Source organism: Serratia sp. 201 (genome assembly GCF_037027545.1).
Classification (GTDB): domain Bacteria; phylum Pseudomonadota; class Gammaproteobacteria; order Enterobacterales; family Enterobacteriaceae; genus Serratia; species Serratia bockelmannii.
Genome location: NZ_JAXCHC010000003.1, coordinates 524,363 through 551,271 on the forward strand (window position 1 = coordinate 524,363; position 26,909 = coordinate 551,271).

A 26,909-nucleotide genomic window follows, 5' to 3' on the forward strand; every position below is an offset into this window, starting at 1 on the left:
ACGGCTAAAAACCGTGAGATAGGCCATGACTTATTTCACCATGCCGAATGGCCTTTCAGGTGGAGTTTACTCACAGTGGTGATAGGTTGTAAATATTAGAAACAAAGCGGTTTGCTTTGTTGTTTATTCATAGTGGCGCCCGTAGAACGATCTAATAGTGATTCTGCCGTAATTACGCCGAGATTGCGTGTTGCCATAACACTATCCAACCATTGTTTTTGTCGGTGAAATACCGAGCCGATATTGACCAGAGAAAATATTATGATTATTGATGCTTTAACCACTGCCGTAAATAATAGGTTCTATCCGGCGGCCATCCGTAAAATGCTGGCCAGTATTATTGAAAATGAGCCGTACAATTTACCTGTCGGGCACTATCAGGTGCAGGGTAAACAGATGTTCTTTAACGTCGTTGAAGGGGAAACCAAACTATTGGCCGACCAGAAGCCAGAGTTTCATCGCCAGTATCTGGATATCCATCTTGTCCTGGAAGGGAAAGAAGTGATTGGCGCCGGGGTTCTGGGGCTACCTCTGCCCCTGAGTGAGCCGTTTAACGAGGCGCACGATCTTGGGTTTAGCCCGGCGATCCCCGGTGAGACTCTCATCCACCTGCAACCCGGTGAACTGGCTGTTATCTTCCCGGGTGAGTTGCACCGCCCGATGAGTACCTGCACGGCACCGGCAGCTCTGCGTAAAATTGTGGCGAAAATCGACTGCGCCCTGCTGACGTAGCAAGACGTTCAGCGGCGGCTGGTATCGTGACTTCAGGCTGCCCGGCGGAGAGCCTCGCTCATCCGCTGTCTGCAGCGATTCCGAAGAATACGCCTTTCCCATCAAAGCCATAGCCCCTAATTTTTAAAGATTGAGTTGGGTTGAATAAATTTACGGCAGAGATTACGCCGTATTATTTACAGGGATATTTTCTTCAGGTTCACATTACATCCTTAAAGGCCGTGAGTTTACCTCTGTAGTCGATGTAGCCAATCTCATAACGCCTTGATCTTTTAATGCGGTTCCTCCCCATTGGCACAATTTTTTATTTTGGTTTGCCTGCGTTCTGATAGATATTAAAAAAACTATATAAAAATAAATTATTTCGGAGCTAACAATGTCGTTGCAAATCGTGCTTACCCGCAGGGAGGCGCTGGGAAAAATGGTGGGCGTCATCGTCGCCGCCAGCCTGTTGCCTTATTCAAATATAACCTATGCCGAACGGGCACAAATTGCCGCCTCGCCCGTTGAATACGCGCAATTTTTGCAAATTTCGAGAAAAATTACCGAGTTTGACGATTTGGACGTCACCCTCTCCGCCCGCTATTTTTCCGCACTGCGCGAACATTTTCCGCAGTTGAACTCGCAACTCAACGCCCTGTTCACCCTGAGCCAGCAAGCTACCGATGCGGAAACCTTGAACCGACATGCGATTGAACAGGGGCAGAGGGAGCTTATTCAGGCCATCGTGACCGCGTGGTATACCGGAACCGTAGATCCTTCAAGCGCCGAGCAGGGTCAGTTGATTACCTATAAAGAGGCACTGATGTATCGCACGGTTCAGGATGCCCTGATCGTGCCGACCTGGTGCAATTTTGGCCCGCTGTGGTGGACCGGCCTGCCGCCGGGCGTTACCCGCCAACCTTCCATTCCCGCAACAGATTTGCCTGCCGTAGCCGATAAAAAATATGAGGACCGCGTGTGAAAAGCCCAATAATTAATGCTTCCGGCGATGCAGAGGCCGATGTCGTCATTGTCGGTTCCGGTATTGTGGGCGGTCTGATGGCGGATGCTTTGGTGAGCCAGGGCTACTCGGTGCTGGTACTTGAGGCAGGCCCGCGCATTGAGCGCGCACAGGCTGTGGAAAACTGGCGCAATATGCCACTGCACAATCGTGCGGGGTCGGATTTTCAGGGGCTTTACCCGCAATCGGAGTACGCCACCGCGCCGCTCTATTTCCCGGAGAACGACTATATCAAACTGACCGGCCCCAATGGCTCTGGCTTTAAACAGGGCTATTTGCGTGTGGTGGGGGGAACCACCTGGCACTGGGCCGCTTCTTGCTGGCGCAACCATCCCAATGATTTTCGCATGAAATCTCTCTATGGCGTGGGGAGAGACTGGCCTATTTCTTACGAAGATATCGAACCGTGGTACGCGAAAGCCGAAGAGGAAATAGGCGTTGCCGGCCCGAATAATCCGGAGTGGCAGTCCCCTGCGGAACGCAGCGGGCCTTACCCGATGGACATGGTGCCCTGGGCCTACGGCGACAGACGCATTGCTGAGATTGTTAATCCTCACGGTTTTAAATCGGTGCCCATTCCGCAAGGCCGCAGCACCCGGCCCTGGAACGGACGGCCCACCTGCTGCGGCAATAACAATTGCCAGCCGATTTGCCCGATCGGGGCGATGTACAACGGTATTCACCACGTTGAACGGGCCGAACACAAGGGGGCGAAGGTGATCCCTGAAGCGGTGGTGTACAAAATTGACACCGACGACAATAACCGCGTCACCGCCGTTCACTGGTATGACACGGCGCACAACTCCCATCGGGCGATCGGTAAAACGTTCGTTCTGGCCTGCAATGGGATTGAGAACCCGCGCTTGCTGCTGCTGGCGGCCAACGAAAAGAACCCGAACGGCATCGCGAACAGCTCGGATCAGGTGGGACGCAACATGATGGATCACTCGGGCCTGCACTGCTCCTTCCTGGCGCGAGAGGCCCTGTGGGTTGGCCGCGGCCCGGCGCAGAGCAGCTGCATGGTGGGGTATCGTGACGGCGTGTTCCGCAGCGACCACTCCGCCAACAAGATCATCATCAACAACATCAACCGGGTGATCCCCTCCGCCCTTGAAGTCCTGAAAACGGGCAAGGTCGGCAAGGCGCTGCAGGATGAAGTGCGCGATCGCGCCAGCCGCTCGGTGGATCTCTCCATCAGCCTGGAACCGCTGCCGGACCCGAACAACCGTCTGACCCTGAGCCCCACTCGCAAAGACAAGCATGGCCTGGCCTGCCCGGACATCCACTACGACGTCGGCGATTACGTGCGCAAAGGGCTGGAAGTGGTCAAAACCCAGCTACGGCAGATTGGCGACTTGTTCGATGCGCAAGAGTTTGTGATTAACGACAAGCTGAATGCCAACAACCACATTATGGGCGGCACGATCATGGGCAGCGACCCCACGAACTCGGTGGTGAACGGTAATTGCCGCGCTCACGATCACGACAACCTTTGGATCCCGGGTGGAGGCGCCATGGTTTCAGCCAGCGTTGTCAACACCACGTTGACGATGGCGGCGCTTGGACTCAAGGCGGCCAATGACGTACTTCGAGCCCTGGAGAGCAAATGAATAAAATCACCCACGCGCTGGCAGCGACGCTGCTGCTGGGAAGCGGTTTTGCGGCGCATGCCCAGGACGGCGATCTGATCGCTAAAGGGCAAGCGCTGGCTATCGCCTCGGACTGCATGGCCTGCCATACGAATACGCAGCAGCAGGGTAAACCTTTTGCCGGGGGGTACGGCATCGCTTCCCCCATGGGCACTATCTACGCCACCAATATTACTCCATCGGTAAAATACGGTATCGGCGGCTATTCCGAAGCGGCGTTTGCCGACGTGCTGCGCGCCGGGATCCGGAAAGATGGGGCGTATCTCTATCCGGCCATGCCCTACACCGCCTACACCCGTCTGAGTGATGACGAGATCCACGCTCTGTATACCTATTTCATGCATGGCGTTGCCCCGGTCGATGAGCCGGCCAAGCACCAAACCGATCTGCCGTTTCCGTTCAACATCCGCCTCTCCATGGCGGTGTGGAACAGGCTTTATTTGGACAATCGGCGCTTCACCCCGGATCTGACGAAAGGTGAGGCGTGGAACGAAGGGGCCGCGCTGGTGCAGGGCCCGGCTCACTGCGGAACCTGTCATACGCCGCGTAATGTGCTGATGGCGGAAGACAATTCGCGCTTCCTGATGGGGGCATCGTTGGGCTCTTGGTACGCCCCGAATATCACCGCAGATCGCCAAGAAGGGATCGGTGGCTGGAGCGAGCAGGAGTTAGTGGCCTACCTGAAAACCGGTCGGGCGGAAGGGCGCGCGCAAGCGGCGGGGCCAATGGCTGAAGCCGTTGAGCACAGCTTCCAATACCTGACCGACCGGCAGCTGCAGGCGATAGCGACTTACCTGAAGACCGTGCCGTCACAGGGCGATGAGCGCCAGGGCAATAGCTTTAGTCAAGCGCATTACAACGTTGAGCACCATCTCCGCGGCATCAATTCGCCCAACGCCAACCACACGCTCAATAGCGGCGAGGCGCTCTACAGCGGCTACTGCGCCAGTTGCCATCAGCCGGATGGCAGCGGCAGTTTGAACCAGGCCTACCCTTCGCTGTTCAACAACTCCACCACGGCCGCGAGCAATCCGTCAAACCTGATTGCCGCCATTTTGCAGGGGGTTGATCGCCGGGTTGACGGTAAGCACGTCCTGATGCCGAGCTTTGGCGCCGGTTCCTATGTCGGAGAACTGACGGATAAGCAGGTTGCCGATATCGCTAACTTCGTGCTGCAGAAATACGGCAACAGCACGCTGAGCGTGACTGCGGCCGACGTGAGTGAGGTGCGCGCCGGGGGCCCGAAACCGCTGTTGGCGCGCGCACAGCCGATGATTCTGCCTGGCATGGCCGTCGCGGCGGTCGTCATTATTCTGCTGGTCCTATTCTGGCTCCGCCGCCGCAAGGCACGTTAAGGGGGCGTTCGGTCAGGTGGGTGGCGCCATCTGGCCGAATTTCTGGCCGGGATAACGAGAGATGGTCTTCTGGCGAAGCGGGCAGTGATGGCCAATGATAAAGTCACTGGCAGGGGCAAGCTATATTGTCTCCCCCATTGACAGGCGGAAGTGGAGATCGACACGTTCAATGGTCGGCAGCCCTTTAATTTTTTTTATTATGATTTCTGTCGCCACTTTCCCCATCTCATACCGTGGCGTCAGTACGCTGGCTAACCGAGGAGTAATGATCTGCCCGATCTCAAGACCGTGAAATCCGGCAATGGCCATTTGCGCTGGCACGCTGATACCGTTTGCCAGACATTCCTGTAACACGCCCACGGCCAGATCGTCGTTGGTACAGAGAATCCCATCCATATCCGGATACATCTGGCTCGCAAGCGTCATCATGCCTGTTCCAATCGAAATGGAAGAGATCTTATTGGGGGAGATACGACCGGTAGGTAAATCATGGTTAGCCATTGCCTGACAGTATCCCGTATAACGCTGTTCATCGCGGATATCAGACATTGAACCAAAATAGATAATGCGTTTTTTACCGCTGGCCAGCAGCATGGTGGTCATATCGTAGCCGGCTTTCACATTATCAAAACCCACGTTAATTCGATCTGTATTGCCTGACAGCCCCATGATTTCAGCAACGGGTATTTTTGCCGTCTTCAGGAATTTTTCCGCCCGCAGACTATGGACCGACTCGGTCAGCAGCAGCCCTTTTATCTTAAAAGCCAGGATCGCGGCAATTTGCTCCTCTTCGCGTTTGCTGTTGTAGTCATAATTGACGACCAGCGTCTGATAACCCTGTATAGACGTCACGGATTCAATGCCGGCGAGGACATCAGCAAATATCAGATTGTTAAAAGAAGGAACCAGAACGCCGATGAGGGGAGGGCTATTGGAATAGAGGGCGGGATTGTCGGGATCGGCCTGATAGCCGACTTCCTCGATAACGGCGGCAATGCGCGCAGCTGTTTCCGGTTTAACCCTGTCCGGCGTGCGCAGATAGCGACTGACCGTCATTTTGGTTACACCCGCCAGTACAGCAATGTCATTTAACGTAATTCGCTGCGACTTCACCATTCATACTCATCTGACCCAGACCGTGTTTGTCATTATGCCCACTGCTGAGTCAAAAGAGAATGCGTGCAATGCGCTACCTCCGGCGTATTCGGTGACAACCGCACGATGCGCCGATCCCGGCTTCTTTTGCCGTTCCAGCATGAGTATGTTCATTATCCCCGCATTTCGTAACGGAGTGAAAGAAAGGCACGCATCAGCGTGCCGTGGACTCTCATGGAAGAAATGGCGGGCAGTTTGATTCCTTTTCGCCCGCTCAACCCGCTCAATAAGGTGAGCGGGCGATGTGGCCGGGTTAACTGAGAATATCTTCGGCGATCACGTTGAACAGCGTATCGATCTCGCCTTGAGTGTTGTAGTGCATCATGCCGATGCGCAGCACGCCGCCGTCCTGCAACCCCAGCTGTTGCACCAAGCCCAACGCATAGAAATGCCCGCTGCCGGCGCAGATGTTGTGCTGCCCCAGGCGGCGGGCGATTGCGTCAGGCGTATGGCCGCTGAAGGTCAGGGCGAAGGTCGGTGTGCGGCGCGCGCTGTCCGCCTGGGGATTGCCATAAAGCCGCACCCCGTCGAGCTGCTGCAGCCGCTGCAGGAAGTGGCGGCACAGCGCCTCTTCATGCTGGTGGTAGGCGGCGAAGCTCTCCTGCAAACGCTGCCTTAACGGCGCGCCGGGCGAGCCCCACTGCGCCAGATACTCGATAGCGGCCGCGACGCCGGCCAGCGCTTCGAAGCTCTGAGTACCGGTCTCGAAACGGCCGGGGCCGACGTCGGTGGCCGGCTCGACTTTGTACGGACGCAGGCGCTGCAGCCACTGCGGCGCGATGTAGGCCATGCCGACGTGCGGGCCAAAGAACTTGTAGGCGGAGCACACCAGGAAATCACAGCCCAGCGCCTGTACGTCGATCAGGTTATGCGGGGCGTAATGAACGGCGTCGACATACACCTGCGCACCGACCCGATGCGCGGCTTCGACGATGGTTTTGATATCGACAATGCTGCCGGTGACGTTGGAGGCGTAGCTGACCGCCACCAGGCGGGTGTTGGCATTGATGCGCTCACACACTTTCGCGGCATCCAATGCGCAGTCGGCGCTCTCGAGCGGTATCTGATGCACCACGGCCCCTCTGTCGGCAGCGGCCTGCTGCCAGCTGGAGACGTTGGCGTAGTGATCCAGCGCGGTGACGATGACCTCATCGCCGGCCTGCCAGTCGCGGCTGATGATGCGGCTGAGATGAAAAGTCAGCGTGGTCATGTTCATGCCGAAGACGATGGTGTCGGCCGACGGGGCATTTAACAAGGCGCGCACCGATTCCCGCGCCTGGCCCATCACCTCGCCGGTGACTCGGCTGGAGAAGTAGTGGCCGCCCAGGTTGGCGTTGTATGCCCCCAGGTAATCCGTCATTTTTTCCAGCACGCCCCGTGAAACCTGCGCACCGCCGGGGCCGTCGAAAAAGATCGCCGGTTTGCCGTCGATTAGCTGGGACAGGGCGCTGAACTGGCGGCGGGCGAGCTCGGGAGTAAAGGTCATGCTTTCTCTCCCCGCGCGGTGAGGACGAAGAGGTCCAAATGGCCTTCTTCTGTTGGGCTCACGGCGTTGATCGGCGTGGCGTTGTGCCACAGTTTGCTGTCCGCCAGCAGCACGGCTTCGCCGTCCGCCAGCGCTTTTTTAAAGAAGGGATCGTGGTGACTGTCGTCATACAGCATGATTTCACCGCCGACGATGTTGTGCCGGTGAATGGCGATCATCGCGATGTGGTCGAAACCGTCCTGGTGAATGCCTTCCGGCGCCACCTGGGTGTCTTTCTCGATGGCGACCACGCGCATCTGGTGGATCTCTATCTCGGCGCCTTCCAGCAGTTCGTTGCTTTCTGCAAACAGGTTGCACATCTCTGCCATGCCGGCGCTCTGCAACACGGCGCTGTCGATAGGTTCGAAGCGGCGCACTACGTTGCCCTGAAAGTGGTTGATCTGATCCGACTGCATGAAAGTGCGCGGCCCCACTTCGGCGACGTTGGGGTTGAGGTATTTGACGACCGAGTAACGGCGCAGGCGATATTTTCCGTCGGCGTGTTGCGTGTGGGGCAAGGAGGAGAACGATGGCATCAGCTGTTGGGTGGCTTGCGGGCTTAGTACAGTCATACTTATTACGTTTTCGTGTTTCTGTAACATAATCACCTCTAATAATAATAATTTCTGATGTTGTAGGGGGTAATTCGATTGAATTGTAGACGACTCTATAACCAACGCAATTTGGCGGTGGCGAGGTGTGACGGCGGTCGTAAAGTGGGGTGAACAGTAGAGAGGATGAGCGAAAGGGAATGCCGGTATGAAGCGGGTCATTCAGCAAAATAAGCGCTAACGGGGGGAGAATTCATGCGCAAGCATAACGTGACCAAGGTTACGCTTTCAGGGATAACTCTCATGAATATGAGGTGCTTTACTATAATTCCGGGACAGAGTGACCGCAGTGGCATTGCCTGGTTGTTGAAAGAACAATCTTCAATTCCCCCTGAATAAGGACTCCGATCATGCAGCATGTCAGAAAATTCGTCATTTCCTGCCTGTTTGCGTCGATGATGTTCCCCGGCATGGCCTTCGCGGAAGATCCCCCCGTGACACCGTTGGCTACCGGGATCGTCAGCAGCGGCGTAGCCGAAGCGCAAGTGACCGAGGCCGTGCGCCACGGTGAAATCCTGACCATCAAAGTGCGTTTCAAAGGGTTGAAAGACAACCTTAATGGACAAGGCTTGTATAGCAGTCTGGATAAAAGCAGCCTTGAGAAATCCTTCTATATTCTGGTGGGTAATAAAAAATACCTGCTGCTTACCGATAGCAATAATGTCCCACTGGCCTCTCCCAGCGTGTCATTCAGCTCAAGTTCAGGCATTCCCTATGTCGCCACCTGGTTTGGCAGCTTCCCTGCGCCTCCACCTGATGTGAAAGAGGTGTACCTGACGATCGCCAACGTCGAGCCGCTCGGGCCGATAGCCATTACGGATCGTTGAGCGATGAACGGCCTCAGGAAAGCCGCCTGTGTGGGTGGGATATTAGCCTTTGGGTTGGTGTCATTGGGTTCATGGGCTGACAGCGGAGAGCCGGCATCCGTGGGGAAACCGGTGATACTCGATCTTAAGGCCACCCGGCTGGGTTTGGTTGGTTTGCCTTCGGGGCTGAATGCCGGCGTCCTTGATCTGCAGAGTAAGGCAGCGGATTTGGCTAAACAATCCGCCGACATTTCCGTCAGAGACAGCAAAAATGCCGTAACGTTATCGATGCGCAGCGATGTCCTGTTCGCCTTCGACAGCGATGCGATTGCTGCTAAAGCGGAGCCTGCGCTGCAACAGGTGGCGCAATTTATCGCGGCCGAACCGGTAGGGAACGTGGTGATCGAGGGACACACCGATGCGGTGGGCAGCGATAAATATAATCAGGATCTGTCGCTGCGACGCGCACGTGCGGTGGCTGTTTGGCTGATCGCACATGGGGTAGAAAAATCTCGTCTGAGTGAACGGGGAAAAGGGGAGGCTGAACCGGTGGCTTCCAACGACACGCCGACGGGCCGGGCCAAGAATCGGCGGGTTGACTTCGTGTTGCCGAAAACCGTTGCCGCCGGTTAACCCCGCGTCGGTGGACGTTTCTTTTGCCAGAGCCGCTTTTAAACGGGCTCTCCTGCTGACTGCTTGTAGGGCGTGGAGCCGGTGACGTTAATGATTGATGAACATAATCGCGTCGCCAAAAGCCTGTATCCCACTTTCGGCTTTCGCTTTAGCGACCCCGACAAAATGCGGGGTCAGAACGTCTCGAAATACAGCTCGCGCAACAGCCAGGAGATTTCGTTATTGGTGCGGTTCAGGACGTCTATTCTGTGAACTCCTATCGCTTCTGCGCGCAGATCGAGCAGCAAGTTGCGAATCTGCCGGAATAACGGGGTTTGCGGGTTGGGTTTGGCCAACTGCTGTCCACACAGTTTGATACCGGCGTCGCAGCCGGTGGCGATGTCCGTCAGGCAGCACGGGCAGGTGGTTTTTTGGCGCGCCATATTGCGGCATTGTTGCCCGATTACCTGATTGAAATGGCGTAATTGCAGGCAGACTTCCCGCGAGTTCAACGGGTTGGAATGGGTTGTCATCGGTTTCAGCTCCCTTGTCTGCGCCTATATTGGCACTTACCGATGAAGATAACCACGGACAAGCCGAGGGGGTATCGCCTTGTTTTGTCTAGAAGCAACGAAAGCGATGAGGCCCGCGATGGCGGGCCGGTAGAGTCAGGCGCGTTTAAACAGATTCGCCGCCTGGAACAGCGCAAAGGAACTGACCAGCATCTCGATGCCGACGATCGCCGTCACCAGCGTGACCGACGCCGCCGGGCCTGAACCGATCAGCATCCAGGCGATGATCAAATCGAGCACGCCGATAACGAACTGCAGCCAGTTGCCCGGCAATCCGCGGCGCATATAGCCAGCCGCCAGGCGGGCGATGCCGCCGAGCGCGAACAGCACGGCGAGGTACACTGCCAGCGCCAGAATGCCCGCCAGCGGGCTGGTGATGAACACATAGCCGATAATCAGGTAGGCCACACCCAGCAGAATGCCGCCGATCATCGGCCAAGTATTCTGCGCTCGGTTGGCGATCATGGCGATAATCAGCCCGGCGCCGCTCAACAGCAGCAGGACGCCGACCACGATGCTCAGCGCCGCGCCGGAGGCGAAAGGATTAACCAGGCACACTATACCGCCCGCCAGCAGCAGGAAGGCGATGATCAGCAGGGTGGTGCGTTGCTTTTTGAGCAGTTCTTCGCTCAGGAGGGGCAGATTATTGCGATCAAGGTTTAGCATGTTACAGCTCCATTCTCTTTGTTGCGATCCTCGGGGGCACTCTATTTTTCCGAGCGCTCTATTATAGTAGTCACTTTTTAATCACTGCGGTAAATCCGGCGTGGCGTTTATGCTTGGTAGCGGCGTGTTATTCGGCCAGTTCATCAACGATGAAATCAATCAGCGCCCTTACCGAAGGGGGGAGTCCTTGTCTGGAAGGGTAAAACGCGACAATCTTGTGTTGTTCCAATGTCCAGTCGTCGAGCAGCGTTTTCAGGCTGCCGTCGAGCAGTTCCTGGCGGGCTAATTTCAGCGGCAGGCAGCCCACACCGACGCCTTTTACGATCGATTCCTTGATCAGGCGAATGTCATCGCACACCATGCGCGACTCGTTGTTTATTTTGACTTCGCGATCGGCTTGTTGAAACGTCCAGGCGGCCTGAAGATGGGTCGATAACCACCCGACCGTTGGCAAACTGGAGAGATCTTCGGGCGTATTGATACTTTGGTACTGAATAGTTGCAGAGGGGGCGACCATAAATGCGGTGGGCACAGCGCAAATTCGACGCATCACCAAGTTGCTGTTTTTGGGCTCATCGGCGATGAGTTTTAATGAGAGGTCATACCCTTCAGAAATAATATCCACGTTGCGATTAAATATTTTCACATGCAAATTGACCTTGGGGTATTGCAGCATGAATTTCGCCAGGACTTCCGTTAGGCCAAGATCCAGGAGAATGTTTGAGCAGGTTAGTTTTATTTTTCCAGTGGGTTTTTCGCTTTTGTTAATAATGAGGTATTCCGCTTTCTCTGCGGTACTAATCATCTGCAGGCAGTACTGATAATATTCTTTTCCTATATCGGTGACCATGAGGTTTCGCGTTGAACGCTGAATAAGTCTGACATTGAGCCTTTTTTCCAAATTGGATATTCGTCTTGATAGCGTCGATTTGGGTATACCAAACTTCTTACTGGCGGAAAGAAATCCACCGCATTCAACTACTCTGGCAAACATAACCATCTCATTGAAATCTATCATATAAAGTTGACCTTCCCAGTGGTGAGATACTCATTCCCAATAATCGTTCTATTTACCCGGCTGGTTCATTGCTAGCCTGATGTCGGAGCGTTTGAAAGCATGCTACATGCTTGGAATGCATGGGGCGATCGGAATTTGATGATTTTGATGATAAAGGAGAAGGGAATGACTTTTAAATATAACCGATTAGATAAGGCACAGGCCGCCGTGTTATTAGTCGATCATCAGACGGGGCTACTGTCCCTGGTTAGAGATCAGGATCCGGATAAATTCAAAAATAATGTTTTGGCGCTGGCCGATCTGGCTAAATACTTCAATTTACCGACGATACTGACCACGAGTTTTGAAAACGGACCGAACGGCCCTTTGGTGCCAGAGCTAAAGCAAACGTTCCCTGACGCCCCCTATATTGCTCGTCCCGGCAATATCAATGCCTGGGATAATGAAGATTTCGTCAAGGCGGTAAAGGCCACGGGCAAGAAACAACTGATCATCGCCGGCGTGGTGACCGAGGTTTGCGTGGCGTTTCCTGCGCTCTCTGCGTTGGAAGAGGGGTATGAGGTTTTCGTCATCACCGACGCATCCGGCACGTTCAATGCGATTACGCGCGATGCGGCTTGGGATCGCATGTCCCAGGCCGGCGCGCAGCTGATGAGTTGGTTTGGCGCGGCGTGCGAATTGCACCGCGATTGGCGAAATGATATCGAAGGGTTGGGGAACCTGTTCTCTCAACATATCCCTGACTATCGCAATCTGATGACCAGCTTCAGTTTGCTGACCTCAGGTAAACAGTAACCCCGGCATCGCTGCATGATTTGGCGCCTTATGGCGCCATTTTTCCTCCCGCCGATCGTGCCGCAGTGGCCTCCGTGCCAGTTGTTTTCCGATAGTTGCCTCTTTCCCGCTTTTTGACTGACCCGGCGCAAATGTTACACTGTGCGGCTGACGCGTATCAGAACCGAAAAGACGATTGGGGACAGGATTTGAGCACAGGAAGCAAGCTGGCGAGGTGGCGCCGCATCGCGGTGTGTCTGACATTGGGGCTATTGTTGGCCGGGTGTTCGGGTAAAAATACCTACAACCGTGACTACGACAAACTGCCGAAGGGCAGCTACACCGGCAAGTCTTACACCGTCAAACGGGGCGATACGCTGTACTACATCGCCTGGATCACCGACAGCGAAGTCAGCGATCTGGCCAGAATCAACAAGATACGCCCGCCTTATAGCCTGGAAGTGGGGCAAAAGCTGCGGCTGAGCGGCAGCGCGCCGACCAAAACCGCCGCCACGCGCCGTAAAACGTCTTCCTCCGCGATCGCCAAGCAAACGCCGCCGCCGGGCGCCGCACGTTGCTGGCGCTGGCCGACCAGCGGCCGGATCGTGCAGGCGTACTCCAATGCCGATGGCGGCAACAAGGGCATCGACATCGCCGGTAAGCGCGGCCAGCCGATCTATGCTTCCGCCAAGGGCAAAGTGGTGTACGTCGGCAACCAACTGCGCGGCTACGGCAACCTGATCATGATTAAGCACGGCGAAGACTTTATTACCGCCTACGCGCACAACGACACCACGCTGGTGCGCAACGGCCAGGATGTGAAAGCGGGGCAGAAGATTGGCACCATGGGCAGCACCGGCACCGATTCGGTGTTCCTGCATTTCCAGATCCGCTACCGCGCCACCGCGCTCGATCCACAGCGCTATCTGCCGCCGCAGGGATCGTCGCCGTCCTGTTAACATTAATCCGGCTCCTTACGGGGCCGGATGTCAGCTATTTCAGTGGCAGATAAAGATCGGTCACCAGTTCATATTCCGCCACCTCGTGCACGAAGTTGTGGTAGTGGAAATAGAGCGGAAAGTCACGCAGCTCCTCGCCGCTGGCCGGCAACCACTCGCGGTACAGATAGTGGGCACTTTCCGAGAGCCCATCCAGCGAGCCGTGATGGCGCAGCACCGCGCAGCGTCCGGCCGGCAGCGTGCCATTCACCACGCCAGAGGCGTTGTCCTCCGGGATCGGTGCAGTGACCTCGCCGCAAATGAAGAAGTGGAAGTCTTGCGCGTCGGTGGTGGTCGGATCGTGCGGTGCGATGCCGTAAGTGCGGCTGCTTCTGACCGGCGACAGGCCGCTGGTTTTGCGCCACTCGATAAAGCGTGCGGCGGTTTCGTTGACCAGCGCGGGCGGGCCGCTATGTTCGATCATCGCCACTGGCGTGGCCGGGAAATCGACAATGTCTACCTTCATGGGTTGTTTCCTTTTGTGTTTCGGCTCGGGAAAGCGCTGCTGCCAATCGATCCAGGCCGGCTGTTTGCGAAACTGGCTCGGCGTTTGGCTGAACGCCTGTTTGAAGGCGCGGCTGAAGGACTCCGGGTTTTGAAAACCGGCGTCCAGCGCGATGTCAATCACCGGCTCCAGCGGGTTATACGCCAGGCGGTAAGAGGCGCGTTTAAGCCTCATCCACTGGATATAACGCCACACCGAGATGCCGCAATACGCGCTAAACTGGCGTTGAAAGTGAAAGCGCGAAAAATGGGCCACTTCGCTCAGCGTGTCGACGGTAAGCGCTTCGTCCAGGTGGCGGTCGATATAGTCAAAGACCTGCGCAAAGCGCTTTGCATACGTCTGGGTCATGTGATTGTCTCCTCCATGCCTGAACTTTGCCCGAGTCGCTGCTGCTTCTCCTGACGGATGATGCTGAGTTGCCACCGCAGGAAAACGGAATGGCTGCGGCGTTCGCCGCCGGCCAGGCCAAACTCATAACCCCCGCGCGGCCATGCGCCGCGAGCCCGACCGAGAAGATGAATATTACATGATGGACCGTTCCCGTTTGCTGAAATTCCTACTGCCCTACCTGTGGCCGAAAGACAACCCGCGGCTGCGGGGGTATCTGGTGGTGGCCTTCGTGTTTATGGTGGCGGCCAAGGTCAGCACCACGCTGGTGCCGCTGGCCTACAAAGCGATGGTCGATGCGCTGAGCGGCGAGACGGCGAAAATGCTGGCGGTGCCGCTGGGGCTGATTATCGCCTACGGCGTGGCGCGGGTGGGCGGTGCGCTGTTTGAGGAGCTGCGCAACGTGATGTTTATCCACGTCAGCCAGAACGCCACGCGCCTGTTGGGCGTGCGGGTGTTTCGCCAGCTGCATGCGCTGAGCCTGCGCTTTCATCTGGAGCGCCAGACCGGCGGGCTGTCGCTGTCTATCGAGCGCGGCACCCAGGCGGTGTCCACGGTGCTGTCGCGGCTGCTGTTCTCCATCGTGCCGATCCTGTTCGAACTCTCGCTGGTCACGGCAATCATGTGGCATATGCTGAACGGCTGGTTTGCGCTGGCGATCCTGACCACGGTCGGCTGCTACATTCTGTTCACCGTGCTGGCGGTGAGCTGGCGCACCCGCTTTCGCCGCGAGCTCAACAAGGCCAACGCCGACGCTAACAGCAAATCCATCGACAGCCTGCTGAACTATGAGACCGTGAAGTACTTCGGCAATGAAGCGTTCGAGGCCGAGCGTTTCGATCTGTCGCGGCGGCTGTACGAATACGCCGCCATCAAGAACCAATTCAGTTTTACCGCGATCAACCTGGGGCAAACCGCCATTATCTCGATCGGGCTGATCGTGATGATGGCCATGGCGGCGCAGGGCATTACCCAGGGGACGATGACGGTCGGCGACTTCGTGCTGGTCAACGCCTACCTGCTGCAGCTGTATCAGCCGCTGAACTTCTTCGGCTTTATTTATTCCGAGGTGCGCCAGGCGCTTATCGACATGGAGAATATGTTCGATCTGCTGCAGGAGAAGCGTGAGATCGTCGATAGCCCGGATGCGCAGCCGCTGCGCCTCGATCGCGGCGAAGTGCGGTTCGACGCGGTCAGCTTCGGTTACGACACGCGCCGACCAATCCTCAAGCAGGTGAGTTTTACCATTCCGGCGGGCCACACGGTGGCGGTGGTCGGCGCCTCCGGCGCGGGCAAGTCCACGCTGTCGCGCCTGCTGTTCCGCTTCTACGACGTGCAGGGCGGCGCCATTACCCTCGACGGCCAGGACATTCGCCAGCTGACCCAGGCCAGCCTGCGGCAGGCGATCGGCATCGTGCCGCAGGATACGGTGCTGTTTAACGATACGCTGCGCTATAACATCGGTTACGGCAAAACCGGCTCCAGCGATGAAGACATCGAGCGGGCGGCGCGGCTGGCGCATATCCATGATTTTATCGTCGGTCTGCCAGACGGTTACGACACCCGGGTGGGCGAGCGCGGGCTGAAGCTGTCGGGCGGTGAAAAGCAGCGGGTGGCGATCGCGCGCACCATCCTGAAAAATCCGGCCATCCTGGTGTTCGACGAGGCGACCAGCGCGCTGGATACCCAGACCGAGCGCGAAATCCAGGGGCATCTGCGCGAGGTGAGCCGCAACCACACCACGCTGGTGATCGCCCACCGGCTCTCCACCGTGGTGGATGCCGATGAGATCATCGTGCTGGAGGCGGGGGAGATCGTCGAGCGCGGGGGGCATGAGGCGCTGTTGGCGGCGAACGGCCGCTACGCTGCCATGTGGCAAACCCAGTACAGCGAAGAGCAGGAACCGCGCTGACGCTGCCGTTCACTCCGCCGATGGCGCGGCCCTGAGCCGTTGTATCACGTAGTCGCAGGCGATGCGGTAATCCTGCTGCAGATCGGTGTCATCCCCGGCCAGGCTACCGCGCAGCCAAAGCCCATCGATCATCGCCGCCAGCCCGCGCGCCGCGTCGCGCGCCTGCTGCAGCGGCAGCTCGCGGCGGAACTGGCTGCAAATATTGGAATAGAGCCGCCGATCGTTGGCGCGCTGTAGGCGGCGCAGCACCGGCTGGTGCATGCTGGCGGCCCAGAAGTCGAGCCAGGCGCGCATGGAAATAGCGTTGGTTTGGCTGGGGTGGAAGTTGCCCTGAATGATGGCGCACAGCTGCGACTGGCTGTCGCTTGCCGCCTGAGCGCGGCACTCGGCCACCGCGTCGCGCAGATCGCGCAGGATCTTGCGCATGGTCGCGCTCAACAATCCTTCTTTATCGCCAAAATAGTGGCTGACGATGCCGGTCGACAGCCCGGCCTCTTTCGCCACCTGAGAGAGGGTGACGCCGGCCAGCCCCACCACGCTGATGGTTTCGAAGGCGGCATTAATCAGCTGCTCCTTGCGCTGCTCAGGAATGTCTCTGCGGTACATATTTTCCCCAACTGATAGGCAAATCACACTTTGAATTTGATTGATTGAACGGTCAATCAATACTCTATATGCTGCGAAAATGTCAAATAAATGACGATAAAATGTTAACTGAAGGTTGCATTTAAATCGTCTGTCTTTCGCATCATGGAAGCCTGCCAATGACAATGAAAACTCCCCCATCGCTTGACGAAGAACCTGTCAGATTAAATGTCCCGGTATTTTTCGGTTCAGCGGCAGTGATCCTACTGCTGGGATCGCTGGTCGTGCTGTTTCCCGCCGCCAGCAAACAGTGGTTGAATGTTGCGCAAAGTTGGGTGGCCGATGTGTTCGGCTGGTATTACATGCTGCTGATGGTCGCCTGCATGGCGTTCGTGTTCTGGCTGGCGCTGTCGCGCTTTGGCCATATTCGCCTGAGCCAGGATGACGAGCCGCCGCAGTTCAGCTACCCCTCCTGGGTGGCGATGCTGTTCTCGTCGGGCATCGGTATTGCGCTGGTGTATTACGGCGCCTATGAGCCGCTGGATCACTTCCTGTCGCCACCGGAAGGCAGCGGCGGCAGCGTGCCGGCGGCGCGACAGGCGATGGCGCTGACCTTTTTGCACTGGGGGCTGCACGGTTGGGCGCTGTACGCGCTGATCGCCACCGCGCTCGCCTATTTCGCCTATTGTCGCGGTTTGCCGCTGGCGCTGCGTTCGGCGCTGTACCCGATCTTCGGCGAGCGTATCCACGGTGGCGTCGGCCATCTGGTGGACAGCTTCGGCATTCTGGTGACGGTTATCTCGATGGTGACCAACCTGGGGATCGGCGCGCTGCTGGTGAACTCGGGGCTGTTTTACCTGTTCGACATCCCGCAAAGCACCGGCGTATTGCTGGCGCTGATCGTGGTGATGATGGTGGTGGCCACGCTGGCGGCGGTCACCGGCGTCGAGAAGGGCATTGCCATGCTGTCGAACATCAACGTCGGCTTCTTGTGCCTGCTGCTGCTGTTCGTGTTTCTGGCTGGCCCGACGCTGAACCTGCTCAACGGCATGTTGCAGAACCTCGGGGATTATCTGACCTCGCTCGTCAGCCGCAGCTTTGATATGTATCTGTACGGCAAGGCGCGCCAATGGCAGGGTGCCTGGACGCTGTTTTATTGGGCCTGGTGGGTGGCGTGGGCGCCGTTCGTCGGGCTGTTTATCGCACGCATTTCCAAAGGCCGCACCATCCGTGAACTGATCTTCGGCGTGTTGCTGATCCCGCTCGGGTTCACGCTGGCGTGGCTGTCGATCTTCGGCAATACCGCCATCAGCCTGGTGCTGGAAGGTGGGCAGGCGATCCTGGGGCAGGTAGCGCAAAGCGATCCGCCGATGGCGGTGTTCAAGCTGTTCGAATACCTGCCCTATACCCAGCTGACCGCCGGTTTCGTGGTGGTGATAAGCTTTGTGCTGTTCCTGACGCCGGTCGACTCCGGCACGCTGATGATAGCTAACCTCTCCTGCCAGGGCGGTTCCGCGCACGATGACGCGCCGGCCTGGCTGCGAGTGTTCTGGGCGGCGGTCACCACGCTGGTGTGCGCCGGGTTGCTGTACGCCGGCAGTTTCAGCGCGATGCAGACCGCAGTGGTGCTGTGCGGCCTGCCGTTCTCGGCGGTGATCGTGCTGTACATGGTCAGCCTGCGCAAGGATCTGCGCGGTTACGCCATGACGCCGGCGATCCCCTGAGGCGGTTTATTCGTCCGCGCGCGGCCGATGATGCACGTACTCGACAATCGTGCCGTCCGGTAGGCGCGCATTGAAACAGGCGCCGGTGGGCACTTCCACTGGGCCGAAGAAGATCTCGGCTCCGGACGCCAGCAGCCGCTGGTGGTAAGGGTAAATGTCATCGACCAGCAGCGTGCCGACGGTGCTGCGAAAAGGGCGCAGGTTTTCTTCCGCGCCTTCCAGGATCAGAAACGGTCCTACCGCTGCCAGCACCAACCGATGCTCGGGAAAGTCGAAACGCATATCCGCTTCCACGCCGTGCAGCTGCTCGTAAAACGCGATGGCGCGGTCAATCTCGCCTTCGTCGACGTAGACCCGGATCAGCACGCGCGGCTCGCGCAGCGATGAAGAGTCGGCGGTTTTGCGCCAAAAGCCCGCTTCTGTCAGTTTTGCCGTCATTGCTCATTCCTCATGGTGGCTCGTTTCCCCGTCATCATGCCGCCGTTTGGCCGCAGGGATTAGACTGAGTTGTTATGAACTAGCAGCGGCGGAAATAAAAAAGCCCCGGTAACGGGGCAAAGACCAGCTCAGGTCGGAATAGCGGGCTAAAGCGGGCGTCAGGCGCGATGGAATTCCGGTAACACCAGTTGGCCGATCTCCTGCATCGTCTCTTCCAGCGGCCGCTGGTTGCGGCGGAAATGCAGGCCGATGTGGTTGACCCCGGCGTCACGCATGGCGCTCAGTTCCTGAATCAACCCATTGCGGCCGCTCTTGATGCCGAAGCGATGGCGCTGAATCGGCGCGTCGGCGTTATCTGTGAGGTCGAGATGAATAAAGCTGACGTAGGGTTTGTCACCGGCCACGTTACGCCAGAGTTTGACCCGCGAAACGTGGTCCGCAGGCGTGCCGGGATACGACAGCCAGCCATCCATATCTTTTCCCACCCACTCAGGCGTTTGTTGCGCCAGCCCGGCGACCAGCAGCGGCGGCGGCGGCGTGGCCGGCAGCAGGCGCAATCCAGGCTGGAGCGCGCTGTCGGCTTCCCCTTTGAGAATGCCGACGCTGGTGCGAAAGCGTTCACCGCGCGCGGCGTAATCGGCGCCGAACAGCGGGTATTCCACAGGGCGATCGCCGCTGGCGACGCCGAGCAGCAGACGATCGCCGCTCAGCGTTTGCAGCGTGGAAGCCGCTTTGCGTACCAGCCACGGCTGGCGCAGCGGCAGCACCACGGCCGCGGTGCCCAGCAGAATATTGCGCGTCAGGCTGGACAGGTAGCCGAGGTAGGTAAAGGTCTCAAACACCTGCGCGGCGTCGCCGAAGTCCGGATCGTACAGCGGCACGTCGCGAACCCAGGCGGCGCGAAAGCCGAGCTCATCGGCCAGCTTGATGCGCGCAGCGTGTTCGCTCATGTCCGGCACGCCGAACGGTCGCCCATCCTGCTGGCGTTTCAGCTGCCCGCTGGTGGACCAATCATTGTCCAACGGCAGCTCAATACCGATGGAAAGCGGCTCCCGGGTTAGTTTTTCGATGCTCATGTGTCACTCCGTCTCTGGCCTTGCGGCGCGGTGTCGAACGATGGCACGAAGTGTTGCATGGCGCTTAATTGAGATAAACAGCCCTAATCGCAATAGATAATTGCTGTTGCGAGCATAATTACTTTGCAGGATACGGCATGATTGCCGTGATTTACGTCACGCTCTGCGCTTTTGTTATTGTCCAGATTAAATGATGTAACCCTGCCAATAGCCTTTCCCTCGTAAGAGTTATTTTGTTGTGCGGTCATGAAATAAAACGAAATGATTCAATAGATAAAAACGAATCCGAATGCTGCCTATCGTTAACTGAAAGGGGATAACAAATTAATAAACCTGAAGAGTTAATGGTGAGATTATTCACAGATGGCGTGAAAATAGGCATTTTTAACCGCGGGAAAATACCCGTTATTATTTTATTGTCTGTAAAAACAAAGTGATAAAATATCTGATTGTGATAATTCTATTTTAAAATAGTACCGGATAAAAACTTCATTCGTCTCTAAGAAAGCGCCGGTTGACAGACCGCCGGCTTGCGATAATTTTATGTCATTAATATGTTAATGAGTTGTTGTCGTGACGGAGGGCCAATGTCTCTCTTGGCCGAGCGCTTAATACACTTATGCCATGGCGGGTCGCCATTCATAAGTTAACTTATGGACAAATGACGCTATGAATACATCGCCAGGGCCTCGCCGCGCATTAAGTGAAGAGAACCGGTTGCTGATTATTTTATTTTTCGTCTTCGGCTGCGTGTTCGTCGATCGTCTGACCATCTCGTTTCTGTTTCCGATGATTGCCGCCGACCTCAAGCTCAGCAACGTGCATCTCGGCACGCTGTCGGCGGTGCTGGCATTGACTTGGGCGCTGTCTGGCGCGGGGCTGGGGGCGATAGCCGATCGCTTTAATATCCGCAAACCGATGCTGATCCTGTCGATCCTGGTGTTTTCGCTGTTCTCCGCGTTGTCGGGATTGGTCAGCGGGTTTGCCATGCTATTGATCTTCCGGGCGCTCATGGGGATCGCCGAAGGGCCGGTTTTGCCGATCGCGCAATCGTTGATGGTGGAAAAATCGCAGCCGCAGCGCCGCGGTTTCAACATGGGATTGATCCAGGGCGCGGCGCCGGGGCTGCTGGGCGGCATTATCGCGCCGCCGCTGATCATCTATCTGGCGCAGAAGTGGGGCTGGAGCATGGCGTTTCACCTGACCGCCGTGCCGGGCATCATTCTGGCGTGGTTGATCTATCGCCATGTGAACGGCAAAAAAGATCCCGCCTTTATCGCCGCGCCGGCGACCGGTAAGGCGGCGGGCAAAGCCGCTTACGGCGAGCTGTTCAAAATCAAGAACGTGGCGCTGTGCATTCTGATTTCCTGCGTGTTCGTCACCTGGTTCATGATCATCATTACCTTCACCCCTAACTTTTTGGTGACCGACCGTGGCTTCGGTGAAGGCACGATGGGCGGCATCATGAGCGCCATCGGCGCCGCCTGGGTCTTCTGGGGCGTGGCGGTACCGGCGATCTCCGATCGCCTCGGGCGCAAACCGACGCTGATTTTCTTTTCGCTGCTGGCGGTGTGCTGCCCGCTGTTCCTGAGCTACGTCGCCAACCCGTGGCTGCTGGGCGTGCTGGTGTTCCTGTCTTATACCGGCCTCGGCTGCTTCACGCTGTTTATGGCCACTATCCCGTCGGAAACGGTGTCGCCGGCACGCATCGCCACCGCGTTGGGGCTGGTGATGGGGATCGGCGAGGTGATTGGCGGCTGCCTGGCGCCGTTTATCGCCGGGCTGATCGCCGATCGCTATGGCCTGGTCAGCGTGATGTGGCTGGCGGCTGCCGGCGCGGTCTGCGCCGGCGTACTGAGCTGTTTTCTCGATGAAACTGCACCCGCGGTGGTGAGCCGCAGAACGGTGAAACCGGCGAGCGTTGCCGACGTGTAAGACGGTTTTATCCCATTCAATCAAGGAGAGCGAAGATGTCAGCAGAACAATCCGTACTGAATCAAAATGCCGAACCGGACTGGAAGAATTACGACGATTTCGCACGCGGCATCGACACCAACCGGCTGCCGGGCACCCAGGACTGGCGCGGCAAAACGTTGCAGATCGCCTTTGAAGACGGCGGGGACATCACGCTGCGTTTCAGCGCCGATCGGCAGCGGGTGCTCTGGGCCTGGGGCGGGGAGAGCGGCGAGGACGCTTACGAAGAGGTGCAAACCTCCGCCGCACGCTATTTCTTCAATATTCCGCTGCAGTCGCCGGGCAACGAATGCCTGACGCTGGTGCTCAACCGCGACAGCGGCCGGGCGCTGCTGGTGCGCAGCACGCTGCTGCCTGAACATGCGGTAGAAAAGGGGTCTCGCCTCAAGCAAAGCTTCCACGTTGGGCTGATTGCAGGCGTCACGCCGGGCGGCATCGCACCGCATTTGACCCGCGAGCTGATCGGCTATCGCACGCTGAACGTCTACAGCCCCAACCATTACTACGAGCACTTCTACGTCAACACCGAGCGCTACGCCTGGCAAAACCTGCGCGGCGAGCAGTTCGGGCACGGCGACATGGATTACGCCACTTACTACAAGTTTGAGGACGAGATGTTCCTGTTCACCTTCCGGGAAAAGATTATCCCGGTGTGCTCGGTGTTCTTCTTCGACTTTATCTCCGGGCGCTGCACCGGCACCTTCCTCGGGTTGGACGCCGCCGGCCGAGTGTTGGTGTCACCGGCCGGGGCCTTCATCAGCAAGATGAGCTACAACCCCTACCCGGAGGGCGTGCAGCCGCTGTGAGTCAGGCGTTTCTGACCAGCGATCCGGCGTTGATCTCCGTGATGGATTTCGCGCCGGTGAGCGTCATAGCGACGCGCATTTCCTTGTCGATCAGATCCAGCAAGTTGGCCACCCCGGCTTCGCCCGCCGCCGCCAGCGCATAGACGAAGGCGCGCCCCAGCAGCACGCTGTCGGCGCCCAGCGCGATCATGCGCACCACGTCCAGGCCGCTGCGGATGCCGGAGTCGGCCAACAGGGTAATGTCGCCTTTCACTGCGTCGGCGATCGCCGGCATGGCGCGCGCGGTCGACAGCACGCCGTCCAGCTGGCGGCCGCCGTGGTTGGAGACGATGATGCCGTCGGCGCCGAAGCGCACCGCGTCTTTGGCGTCTTCCGGATCCAGAATGCCTTTGATGATCATCGGGCCGTCCCAGAATTCGCGGATCCACTCCAGATCTTTCCAGGAAATCGACGGATCGAAGTTGGCGCCCAGCCAGCCGATGTAGTCTTCCAGGCTGGTCGGTTTGCCGCGGTAGGCCGAGACGTTGCCCAGATCGTGCGGCTTGCCGAACAGGCCGACATCCCAGGCCCACTGCGGATGGGTAAACGCCTGCAGCACGCGGCGCAGGGCGGCGTTAGGGCCGCTCATCCCCGAGTGGGCGTCGCGGTAACGGGCGCCGGGCACCGGCATGTCGACGGTAAACACCAGCGTTTTCACGCCGGCGGCCTTGGCGCGCTCCAGTGCGTTGCGCATAAAGCCGCGATCTTTCAGCACGTAGAGCTGGAACCACATCGGCCGATCGATCGCCGGCGCTACCTCTTCGATCGGGCAGACCGACACGGTGGACAGCGTGAACGGAATGCCTTTTTTGGCCGCGGCACGCGCGGCCTGCACTTCGCCGCGGCGGGCGTACATGCCGGTCAGCCCCACCGGCCCCAGCGCTACCGGCATCGCCAGCTGCTCGCCGAACAGCGTGGTCTCCAGGCTGAGTTCGGACATATTGCGCAGCACGCGCTGGCGCAGGGCAATATCGGCCAGATCTGCGGTATTGCGCTTCAGCGTATGCTCCGCGTAGGCCCCGCCGTCGATGTAGTGAAACAGAAACGGCGGCAGTTTGGCCTGGGCGGCGGCCCGGTAGTCGGTTGACGCGGAGATGATCATAGTGTTTACCTTCTTGTCTTGCTTGCGATAACGAGTGTTCAGTCAGAGCGTGAGGATCGCTGCCATACCGGCCGCAATCCCGCCGTACGCCAGCATCGGCAGCACGGTCTTTCTGATGATTTTGCCTTCGGCGTTACCGATCCCGAGGATCGAACAGACCGCGATAATGTTGTTCAGGCACACCATGTTGCCCATGGCGCCGCCGACGGACTGCAGGGCCAGCGTCAGATTGACGTCAAGGCCGCTGCTCTGGGCGATCGATTGCTGAATGCCGCCGAACGTCAGGTTCGAAACGGTATTGGAACCGGAGAAGAACGAGCCCAGCGCACCGAGGAACGAAGAGAACAGCAGCCAGCTCTCGCCGGTCAGCGCCGCCAACGCTTTCCCGATCAGGATCACCGGCGCGTTGTCGCCGCCCTGCATCATCAGGTTGACCATCACCAGCGCGCCGAAAAGCGCGATAAAGGGCCGCGCGATGCGCCCGCCGGTTTCGCTGAACATTTGCCGCACCTGGCCGCCATTCAGACGGAACAGCGGAATACACAGCACCACCACCAACAGGAACGGGATCAGCGCCGGGACATACAGCGTTTTGTAGCCGGCGGCGGCGGAGGTGCCCAGTACCTGCTGCAGTTCGACGATCAGCGCCTGGCTAATGCGCAGCTCCCCGAGCCAGCCGAGGTTTTCCTGCCACAGCAGCGTGGTGTTGTTGAGCAGCGCCTTCAGGCCCAACTGATGCACGCGCGTCACTATCAGAATAGCAATCAGTAGCAGGGTCGGGGTCATGGCCTTGACCACCTGCAAGAACGGCACCGCCTGCCCGGCGTTCTGCAGTTTGTCGCTGCGGGCGAGACCGATGCCGCCGCGTGCCAGCAGCACCGAGAGCGCCAGGCCGATGGCGCCGCCGACCAGCGCCGGGAACTCATAGTTCACCTGGGCCAGCAGCAGATAGGGCAGGGTGCAGCTCAGCACGCTGAGCAGGATAAACGGCAGGTTACGGCGGATATCCTGCCAGGAAACGATAAAGCGCAGCGCCAGCAGAGGAATGACGAAGCCGGCGATGAAGTGGATCAGCGCGGTTTGCCGGCCGATCTCCAGCAGGCTGGCGTCCGACAGGCCGAGATTGGCAAAGCCGAACCAGGTGGGGGTGCCCACGGCGCCGAAGGAGACCGGTACCGAGTTCATTACCAGCGTCAGCAGGGCGACGCGCAGCGGGTTGAAGCCCAGCCCGACCAGAATCGGCGCGGCGATGGCGGCCGGGGTGCCGAAGCCGCTGGCACCCTCGATCATAAAGGCGAATGCCCAGCCGATAATCATCAGCTGAGCCACGGGATTGGGGCTGATGGTTTCCAGCCAGCGCCGCACCACGTTTTCCGCGCCGCTTACCTGCATCAGTTTGTTGAGCAGGATGGCGCCGGCGATGATGGTGATCGGCGTCAGCGTCGACACCAGCGCGGTGATGATATTCGCATGCAGCAGCCGCAGCGAGGCATCGAACCACAGGAGCTGTACGGCATACACCGCGGCGGCCGTCAGCGGCAGGGCGAGGTAAGAGGGCACGCCATTCCTTTTGGTCATCATCCAAATCAGTAGGACGATGGGCGCAATACTAAAAAGCAGGGGCATAAGATCCTCAGGGTTATTATTTTTATGGGCAGAGATATGTAGCTGAAAGGTTAATTACCGCAACATTTTCATTCTAATCACAACGTTGGTGACGATGCCATGCGGTAATTTTTTAACATCGGCGAACGGCGTCGGCGGTGAGAAAATCGCCGGTAGAAGGGGTTAAATTAATTGATTTAAAATCAGTGTGATAGGTATCTTTGCTGTGTGATGAGTGCGCGAGCTCACATTAATTAGGCGCTAATGTTCAATAGATTATGTCCAAAAATGCCGTAATCCCCGCGGGCTTTTGCGGTAGCGGGGAAATAATCCGAGAGGAAAACTCAAAAATAATGGCTGATATTTTGGTAGGAACCGATGATATGTTCGATCAGCAGGCGAGTTTTTAACGGCAGATTGCGGGTGTAAGGATAGACGGCGTAAATGCCCAATACCTTGCCGCAGTGGCCGGCCAGGATCTCCGTCAGTTTGCCGTCCTGCAAATCTTCATACACCATGCAGCGCGGCACCATGGCGATGCCGTGGCCGCCGATCACCGCTTTGCGGATCGCCCGCGCATTGTTGGCCGACAGGTTGCCGTTAACCTGCAGCTCGTAGATTTCGTTGCGCCCCGGCCGTTTCATCAGCCAGTTGGCGGTGCCGCTCTCCTGGTAGGTGTAGGTCAGGCAATTGTGGCCGAGCAGGTCTTCGGCGCTGCGTGGTTCCGGGTGGCTTTCCAAATAGCCCGGCGAGCAGACGATCACCCAGCGGGAATCGAAGATCGGCCGGGCAATCAGGCTCGAATCTGGCATAGTGCCGGTACGGATCGCCAGATCGATGCCTTCTTCCACCAGATCGACGAAGCGGTTTTCCAGCCGCATTTCGACCTTTAGACTGGGATGCAGTGCGCAAAACTCCGCCACGCTCTCGCTCAGCAGCAGCTCGCCCGAAATGGTCGGCACCGACATGCGGATGGTACCGGTTAATTCTTCGCTTTTTTCGCTGACGGCGTACAGTGCCTCCTGCACTTTGGCGCCGATCTCTTTGGCCTGTTGGTAGAGCGCCTGGCCGCTTTCGGTCAGCGTCAGGCTGCGCGTGGTGCGGTACAGCAGCCGGGCGCCCAGGGATTTCTCCAGCCGCCCGATGCGTTTACTGACCACCGAACTGGTGATGCCGGCGCTCTCCGCGGCCTTGCTGAACGAGCCGTAGTCGACAATCAGGGCGAACAGAATCAGGTCGTTGGCGTATTCGTGAGTGGCGAGCATAATCGGCTGTTCCCT

25 protein-coding genes are annotated in these 26,909 nt (G+C 57.9%); 12 read left to right on the forward strand and 13 right to left on the reverse strand.

What is annotated here, in order from left to right; all coding sequences use genetic code 11:
• The first annotated feature begins 261 nt into the window (after window positions 1-261).
• The 4 genes from WA302_RS18100 to WA302_RS18115 all read left to right on the forward strand — a co-directional run bounded on the left by WA302_RS18100 (window position 262) and on the right by WA302_RS18115 (window position 4,739).
• Window positions 262-732 carry a YhcH/YjgK/YiaL family protein gene (locus WA302_RS18100; protein WP_025304114.1) on the forward strand — a complete coding sequence of 157 codons (471 nt, stop codon included), beginning with the start codon at window positions 262-264 and terminating at the stop codon, window positions 730-732.
• Between the two features lie 376 nt (window positions 733-1,108).
• The gene (locus WA302_RS18105; RefSeq protein WP_049206132.1) at window positions 1,109-1,696 is read left to right on the forward strand and encodes a sugar dehydrogenase complex small subunit; all 588 of its coding nucleotides are present in this window, start codon (window positions 1,109-1,111) and stop codon (window positions 1,694-1,696) included.
• On the forward strand, window positions 1,693-3,345 hold the full coding sequence (locus tag WA302_RS18110; protein ID WP_049208193.1) for a GMC family oxidoreductase: 1,653 nt from the start codon (window positions 1,693-1,695) through the stop codon (window positions 3,343-3,345). The genes WA302_RS18105 and WA302_RS18110 overlap by 4 nt, the downstream gene beginning before the upstream one ends.
• Window positions 3,342-4,739: a c-type cytochrome gene (locus WA302_RS18115; protein WP_261456820.1), complete on the forward strand. Its 1,398-nt coding sequence runs from the start codon at window positions 3,342-3,344 to the stop codon at window positions 4,737-4,739. The genes WA302_RS18110 and WA302_RS18115 overlap by 4 nt, the downstream gene beginning before the upstream one ends.
• A gap of 120 nt (window positions 4,740-4,859) precedes the next feature.
• Here WA302_RS18115 and WA302_RS18120 read toward each other — a convergent pair whose 3' ends face one another.
• The 3 genes from WA302_RS18120 to WA302_RS18130 form a co-directional block, all read right to left on the reverse strand.
• Entirely contained in the window at window positions 4,860-5,852 is a 993-nt protein-coding gene (locus tag WA302_RS18120; RefSeq protein WP_025304110.1) for a LacI family DNA-binding transcriptional regulator, read from the reverse strand.
• Between the two features lie 295 nt (window positions 5,853-6,147).
• Window positions 6,148-7,380: a cysteine desulfurase-like protein gene (locus WA302_RS18125; RefSeq protein WP_025304109.1), complete on the reverse strand. Its 1,233-nt coding sequence runs from the start codon at window positions 7,378-7,380 to the stop codon at window positions 6,148-6,150.
• Entirely contained in the window at window positions 7,377-7,991 is a 615-nt protein-coding gene (locus WA302_RS18130) for a 2OG-Fe dioxygenase family protein (RefSeq protein ID WP_319869801.1), read from the reverse strand. The genes WA302_RS18125 and WA302_RS18130 overlap by 4 nt, the downstream gene beginning before the upstream one ends.
• A gap of 389 nt (window positions 7,992-8,380) precedes the next feature.
• Between WA302_RS18130 and WA302_RS18135 the strand changes: the two genes are divergently transcribed.
• Window positions 8,381-8,857: a hypothetical protein gene (locus WA302_RS18135; RefSeq protein WP_197835981.1), complete on the forward strand. Its 477-nt coding sequence runs from the start codon at window positions 8,381-8,383 to the stop codon at window positions 8,855-8,857.
• Between the two features lie 3 nt (window positions 8,858-8,860).
• The gene (locus WA302_RS18140; RefSeq protein ID WP_099817455.1) at window positions 8,861-9,469 is read left to right on the forward strand and encodes an OmpA family protein; all 609 of its coding nucleotides are present in this window, start codon (window positions 8,861-8,863) and stop codon (window positions 9,467-9,469) included.
• Between the two features lie 173 nt (window positions 9,470-9,642).
• Here WA302_RS18140 and WA302_RS18145 read toward each other — a convergent pair whose 3' ends face one another.
• The 3 genes from WA302_RS18145 to WA302_RS18155 form a co-directional block, all read right to left on the reverse strand.
• Window positions 9,643-9,981 (reverse strand): hypothetical protein, encoded by a 339-nt coding sequence (locus WA302_RS18145; protein WP_025304105.1) that lies wholly within the window; start codon window positions 9,979-9,981, stop codon window positions 9,643-9,645.
• 135 nt (window positions 9,982-10,116) lie between these two features.
• Window positions 10,117-10,686: an HdeD family acid-resistance protein gene (locus WA302_RS18150; protein ID WP_043142563.1), complete on the reverse strand. Its 570-nt coding sequence runs from the start codon at window positions 10,684-10,686 to the stop codon at window positions 10,117-10,119.
• A 127-nt stretch (window positions 10,687-10,813) separates the two neighbouring features.
• Window positions 10,814-11,680: a LysR substrate-binding domain-containing protein gene (locus WA302_RS18155; RefSeq protein WP_158523811.1), complete on the reverse strand. Its 867-nt coding sequence runs from the start codon at window positions 11,678-11,680 to the stop codon at window positions 10,814-10,816.
• A 189-nt stretch (window positions 11,681-11,869) separates the two neighbouring features.
• On the opposite strand from WA302_RS18155, the gene ycaC reads away from it, so the two are divergent.
• Entirely contained in the window at window positions 11,870-12,499 is a 630-nt protein-coding gene (gene ycaC / locus WA302_RS18160) for an isochorismate family cysteine hydrolase YcaC (protein ID WP_025304103.1), read from the forward strand.
• Window positions 12,500-12,687: 188 nt separating this feature from the next.
• Window positions 12,688-13,437 carry an amidase activator ActS gene (gene actS / locus WA302_RS18165; RefSeq protein ID WP_025304102.1) on the forward strand — a complete coding sequence of 250 codons (750 nt, stop codon included), beginning with the start codon at window positions 12,688-12,690 and terminating at the stop codon, window positions 13,435-13,437.
• Window positions 13,438-13,471: 34 nt separating this feature from the next.
• Here actS and WA302_RS18170 read toward each other — a convergent pair whose 3' ends face one another.
• Window positions 13,472-14,329 (reverse strand): AraC family transcriptional regulator, encoded by an 858-nt coding sequence (locus WA302_RS18170; RefSeq protein ID WP_336064651.1) that lies wholly within the window; start codon window positions 14,327-14,329, stop codon window positions 13,472-13,474.
• A gap of 181 nt (window positions 14,330-14,510) precedes the next feature.
• On the opposite strand from WA302_RS18170, the gene WA302_RS18175 reads away from it, so the two are divergent.
• Window positions 14,511-16,280, forward strand: coding sequence for an ABCB family ABC transporter ATP-binding protein/permease (locus tag WA302_RS18175; RefSeq protein WP_060448450.1), 1,770 nt, complete (start codon window positions 14,511-14,513; stop codon window positions 16,278-16,280).
• Window positions 16,281-16,289: 9 nt separating this feature from the next.
• Here the strand turns inward: WA302_RS18175 and betI are convergent, their stop codons facing one another.
• Window positions 16,290-16,886: a transcriptional regulator BetI gene (gene betI, locus WA302_RS18180; protein ID WP_025304099.1), complete on the reverse strand. Its 597-nt coding sequence runs from the start codon at window positions 16,884-16,886 to the stop codon at window positions 16,290-16,292.
• Window positions 16,887-17,044: 158 nt separating this feature from the next.
• On the opposite strand from betI, the gene WA302_RS18185 reads away from it, so the two are divergent.
• A complete protein-coding gene (locus WA302_RS18185; RefSeq protein ID WP_049208178.1) occupies window positions 17,045-18,589 on the forward strand; it encodes a BCCT family transporter in 1,545 nt (514 codons plus the stop codon).
• Between the two features lie 6 nt (window positions 18,590-18,595).
• Here WA302_RS18185 and WA302_RS18190 read toward each other — a convergent pair whose 3' ends face one another.
• Both WA302_RS18190 and WA302_RS18195 read right to left on the reverse strand, forming a co-directional pair.
• Entirely contained in the window at window positions 18,596-19,027 is a 432-nt protein-coding gene (locus WA302_RS18190) for a VOC family protein (protein ID WP_049296182.1), read from the reverse strand.
• Window positions 19,028-19,185: 158 nt separating this feature from the next.
• The gene (locus WA302_RS18195) at window positions 19,186-20,103 is read right to left on the reverse strand and encodes a TIGR03571 family LLM class oxidoreductase (RefSeq protein WP_060448428.1); all 918 of its coding nucleotides are present in this window, start codon (window positions 20,101-20,103) and stop codon (window positions 19,186-19,188) included.
• Between the two features lie 717 nt (window positions 20,104-20,820).
• Between WA302_RS18195 and WA302_RS18200 the strand changes: the two genes are divergently transcribed.
• Together WA302_RS18200 and WA302_RS18205 are read left to right on the forward strand one after the other, a co-directional pair.
• Window positions 20,821-22,038 (forward strand): MFS transporter, encoded by a 1,218-nt coding sequence (locus tag WA302_RS18200; RefSeq protein WP_197832460.1) that lies wholly within the window; start codon window positions 20,821-20,823, stop codon window positions 22,036-22,038.
• A 35-nt stretch (window positions 22,039-22,073) separates the two neighbouring features.
• A complete protein-coding gene (locus WA302_RS18205) occupies window positions 22,074-22,883 on the forward strand; it encodes a MoaF C-terminal domain-containing protein (RefSeq protein WP_197837475.1) in 810 nt (269 codons plus the stop codon).
• A 1-nt stretch (window position 22,884) separates the two neighbouring features.
• Here WA302_RS18205 and lldD read toward each other — a convergent pair whose 3' ends face one another.
• The 3 genes from lldD to WA302_RS18220 form a co-directional block, all read right to left on the reverse strand.
• Window positions 22,885-24,024: an FMN-dependent L-lactate dehydrogenase LldD gene (gene lldD / locus WA302_RS18210; RefSeq protein WP_025304093.1), complete on the reverse strand. Its 1,140-nt coding sequence runs from the start codon at window positions 24,022-24,024 to the stop codon at window positions 22,885-22,887.
• Window positions 24,025-24,066: 42 nt separating this feature from the next.
• Window positions 24,067-25,650 carry an L-lactate permease gene (locus WA302_RS18215; RefSeq protein ID WP_043139775.1) on the reverse strand — a complete coding sequence of 528 codons (1,584 nt, stop codon included), beginning with the start codon at window positions 25,648-25,650 and terminating at the stop codon, window positions 24,067-24,069.
• Between the two features lie 323 nt (window positions 25,651-25,973).
• Window positions 25,974-26,894: a LysR family transcriptional regulator gene (locus WA302_RS18220; RefSeq protein ID WP_049208175.1), complete on the reverse strand. Its 921-nt coding sequence runs from the start codon at window positions 26,892-26,894 to the stop codon at window positions 25,974-25,976.
• Between the last annotated feature and the right edge of the window lie 15 nt (window positions 26,895-26,909).

Coding starts and splice junctions, on each gene's coding strand:
- WA302_RS18100 (WP_025304114.1), top strand. CDS start 262: ATGATTATTGATGCTTTAACCACTGCCGTAAATAATAGGTTCTATCCG.
- WA302_RS18105 (WP_049206132.1), top strand. CDS start 1,109: ATGTCGTTGCAAATCGTGCTTACCCGCAGGGAGGCGCTGGGAAAAATG.
- WA302_RS18115 (WP_261456820.1), top strand. CDS start 3,342: ATGAATAAAATCACCCACGCGCTGGCAGCGACGCTGCTGCTGGGAAGC.
- WA302_RS18125 (WP_025304109.1), bottom strand. CDS start 7,380: ATGACCTTTACTCCCGAGCTCGCCCGCCGCCAGTTCAGCGCCCTGTCC.
- WA302_RS18130 (WP_319869801.1), bottom strand. CDS start 7,991: ATGACTGTACTAAGCCCGCAAGCCACCCAACAGCTGATGCCATCGTTC.
- WA302_RS18135 (WP_197835981.1), top strand. CDS start 8,381: ATGCAGCATGTCAGAAAATTCGTCATTTCCTGCCTGTTTGCGTCGATG.
- WA302_RS18140 (WP_099817455.1), top strand. CDS start 8,861: ATGAACGGCCTCAGGAAAGCCGCCTGTGTGGGTGGGATATTAGCCTTT.
- WA302_RS18145 (WP_025304105.1), bottom strand. CDS start 9,981: ATGACAACCCATTCCAACCCGTTGAACTCGCGGGAAGTCTGCCTGCAA.
- WA302_RS18150 (WP_043142563.1), bottom strand. CDS start 10,686: ATGCTAAACCTTGATCGCAATAATCTGCCCCTCCTGAGCGAAGAACTG.
- WA302_RS18155 (WP_158523811.1), bottom strand. CDS start 11,680: ATGTTTGCCAGAGTAGTTGAATGCGGTGGATTTCTTTCCGCCAGTAAG.
- ycaC (WP_025304103.1), top strand. CDS start 11,870: ATGACTTTTAAATATAACCGATTAGATAAGGCACAGGCCGCCGTGTTA.
- WA302_RS18170 (WP_336064651.1), bottom strand. CDS start 14,329: ATGACCCAGACGTATGCAAAGCGCTTTGCGCAGGTCTTTGACTATATC.
- WA302_RS18175 (WP_060448450.1), top strand. CDS start 14,511: ATGGACCGTTCCCGTTTGCTGAAATTCCTACTGCCCTACCTGTGGCCG.
- betI (WP_025304099.1), bottom strand. CDS start 16,886: ATGTACCGCAGAGACATTCCTGAGCAGCGCAAGGAGCAGCTGATTAAT.
- WA302_RS18185 (WP_049208178.1), top strand. CDS start 17,045: ATGACAATGAAAACTCCCCCATCGCTTGACGAAGAACCTGTCAGATTA.
- WA302_RS18190 (WP_049296182.1), bottom strand. CDS start 19,027: ATGACGGCAAAACTGACAGAAGCGGGCTTTTGGCGCAAAACCGCCGAC.
- WA302_RS18195 (WP_060448428.1), bottom strand. CDS start 20,103: ATGAGCATCGAAAAACTAACCCGGGAGCCGCTTTCCATCGGTATTGAG.
- WA302_RS18205 (WP_197837475.1), top strand. CDS start 22,074: ATGTCAGCAGAACAATCCGTACTGAATCAAAATGCCGAACCGGACTGG.
- lldD (WP_025304093.1), bottom strand. CDS start 24,024: ATGATCATCTCCGCGTCAACCGACTACCGGGCCGCCGCCCAGGCCAAA.
- WA302_RS18215 (WP_043139775.1), bottom strand. CDS start 25,650: ATGCCCCTGCTTTTTAGTATTGCGCCCATCGTCCTACTGATTTGGATG.
- WA302_RS18220 (WP_049208175.1), bottom strand. CDS start 26,894: ATGCTCGCCACTCACGAATACGCCAACGACCTGATTCTGTTCGCCCTG.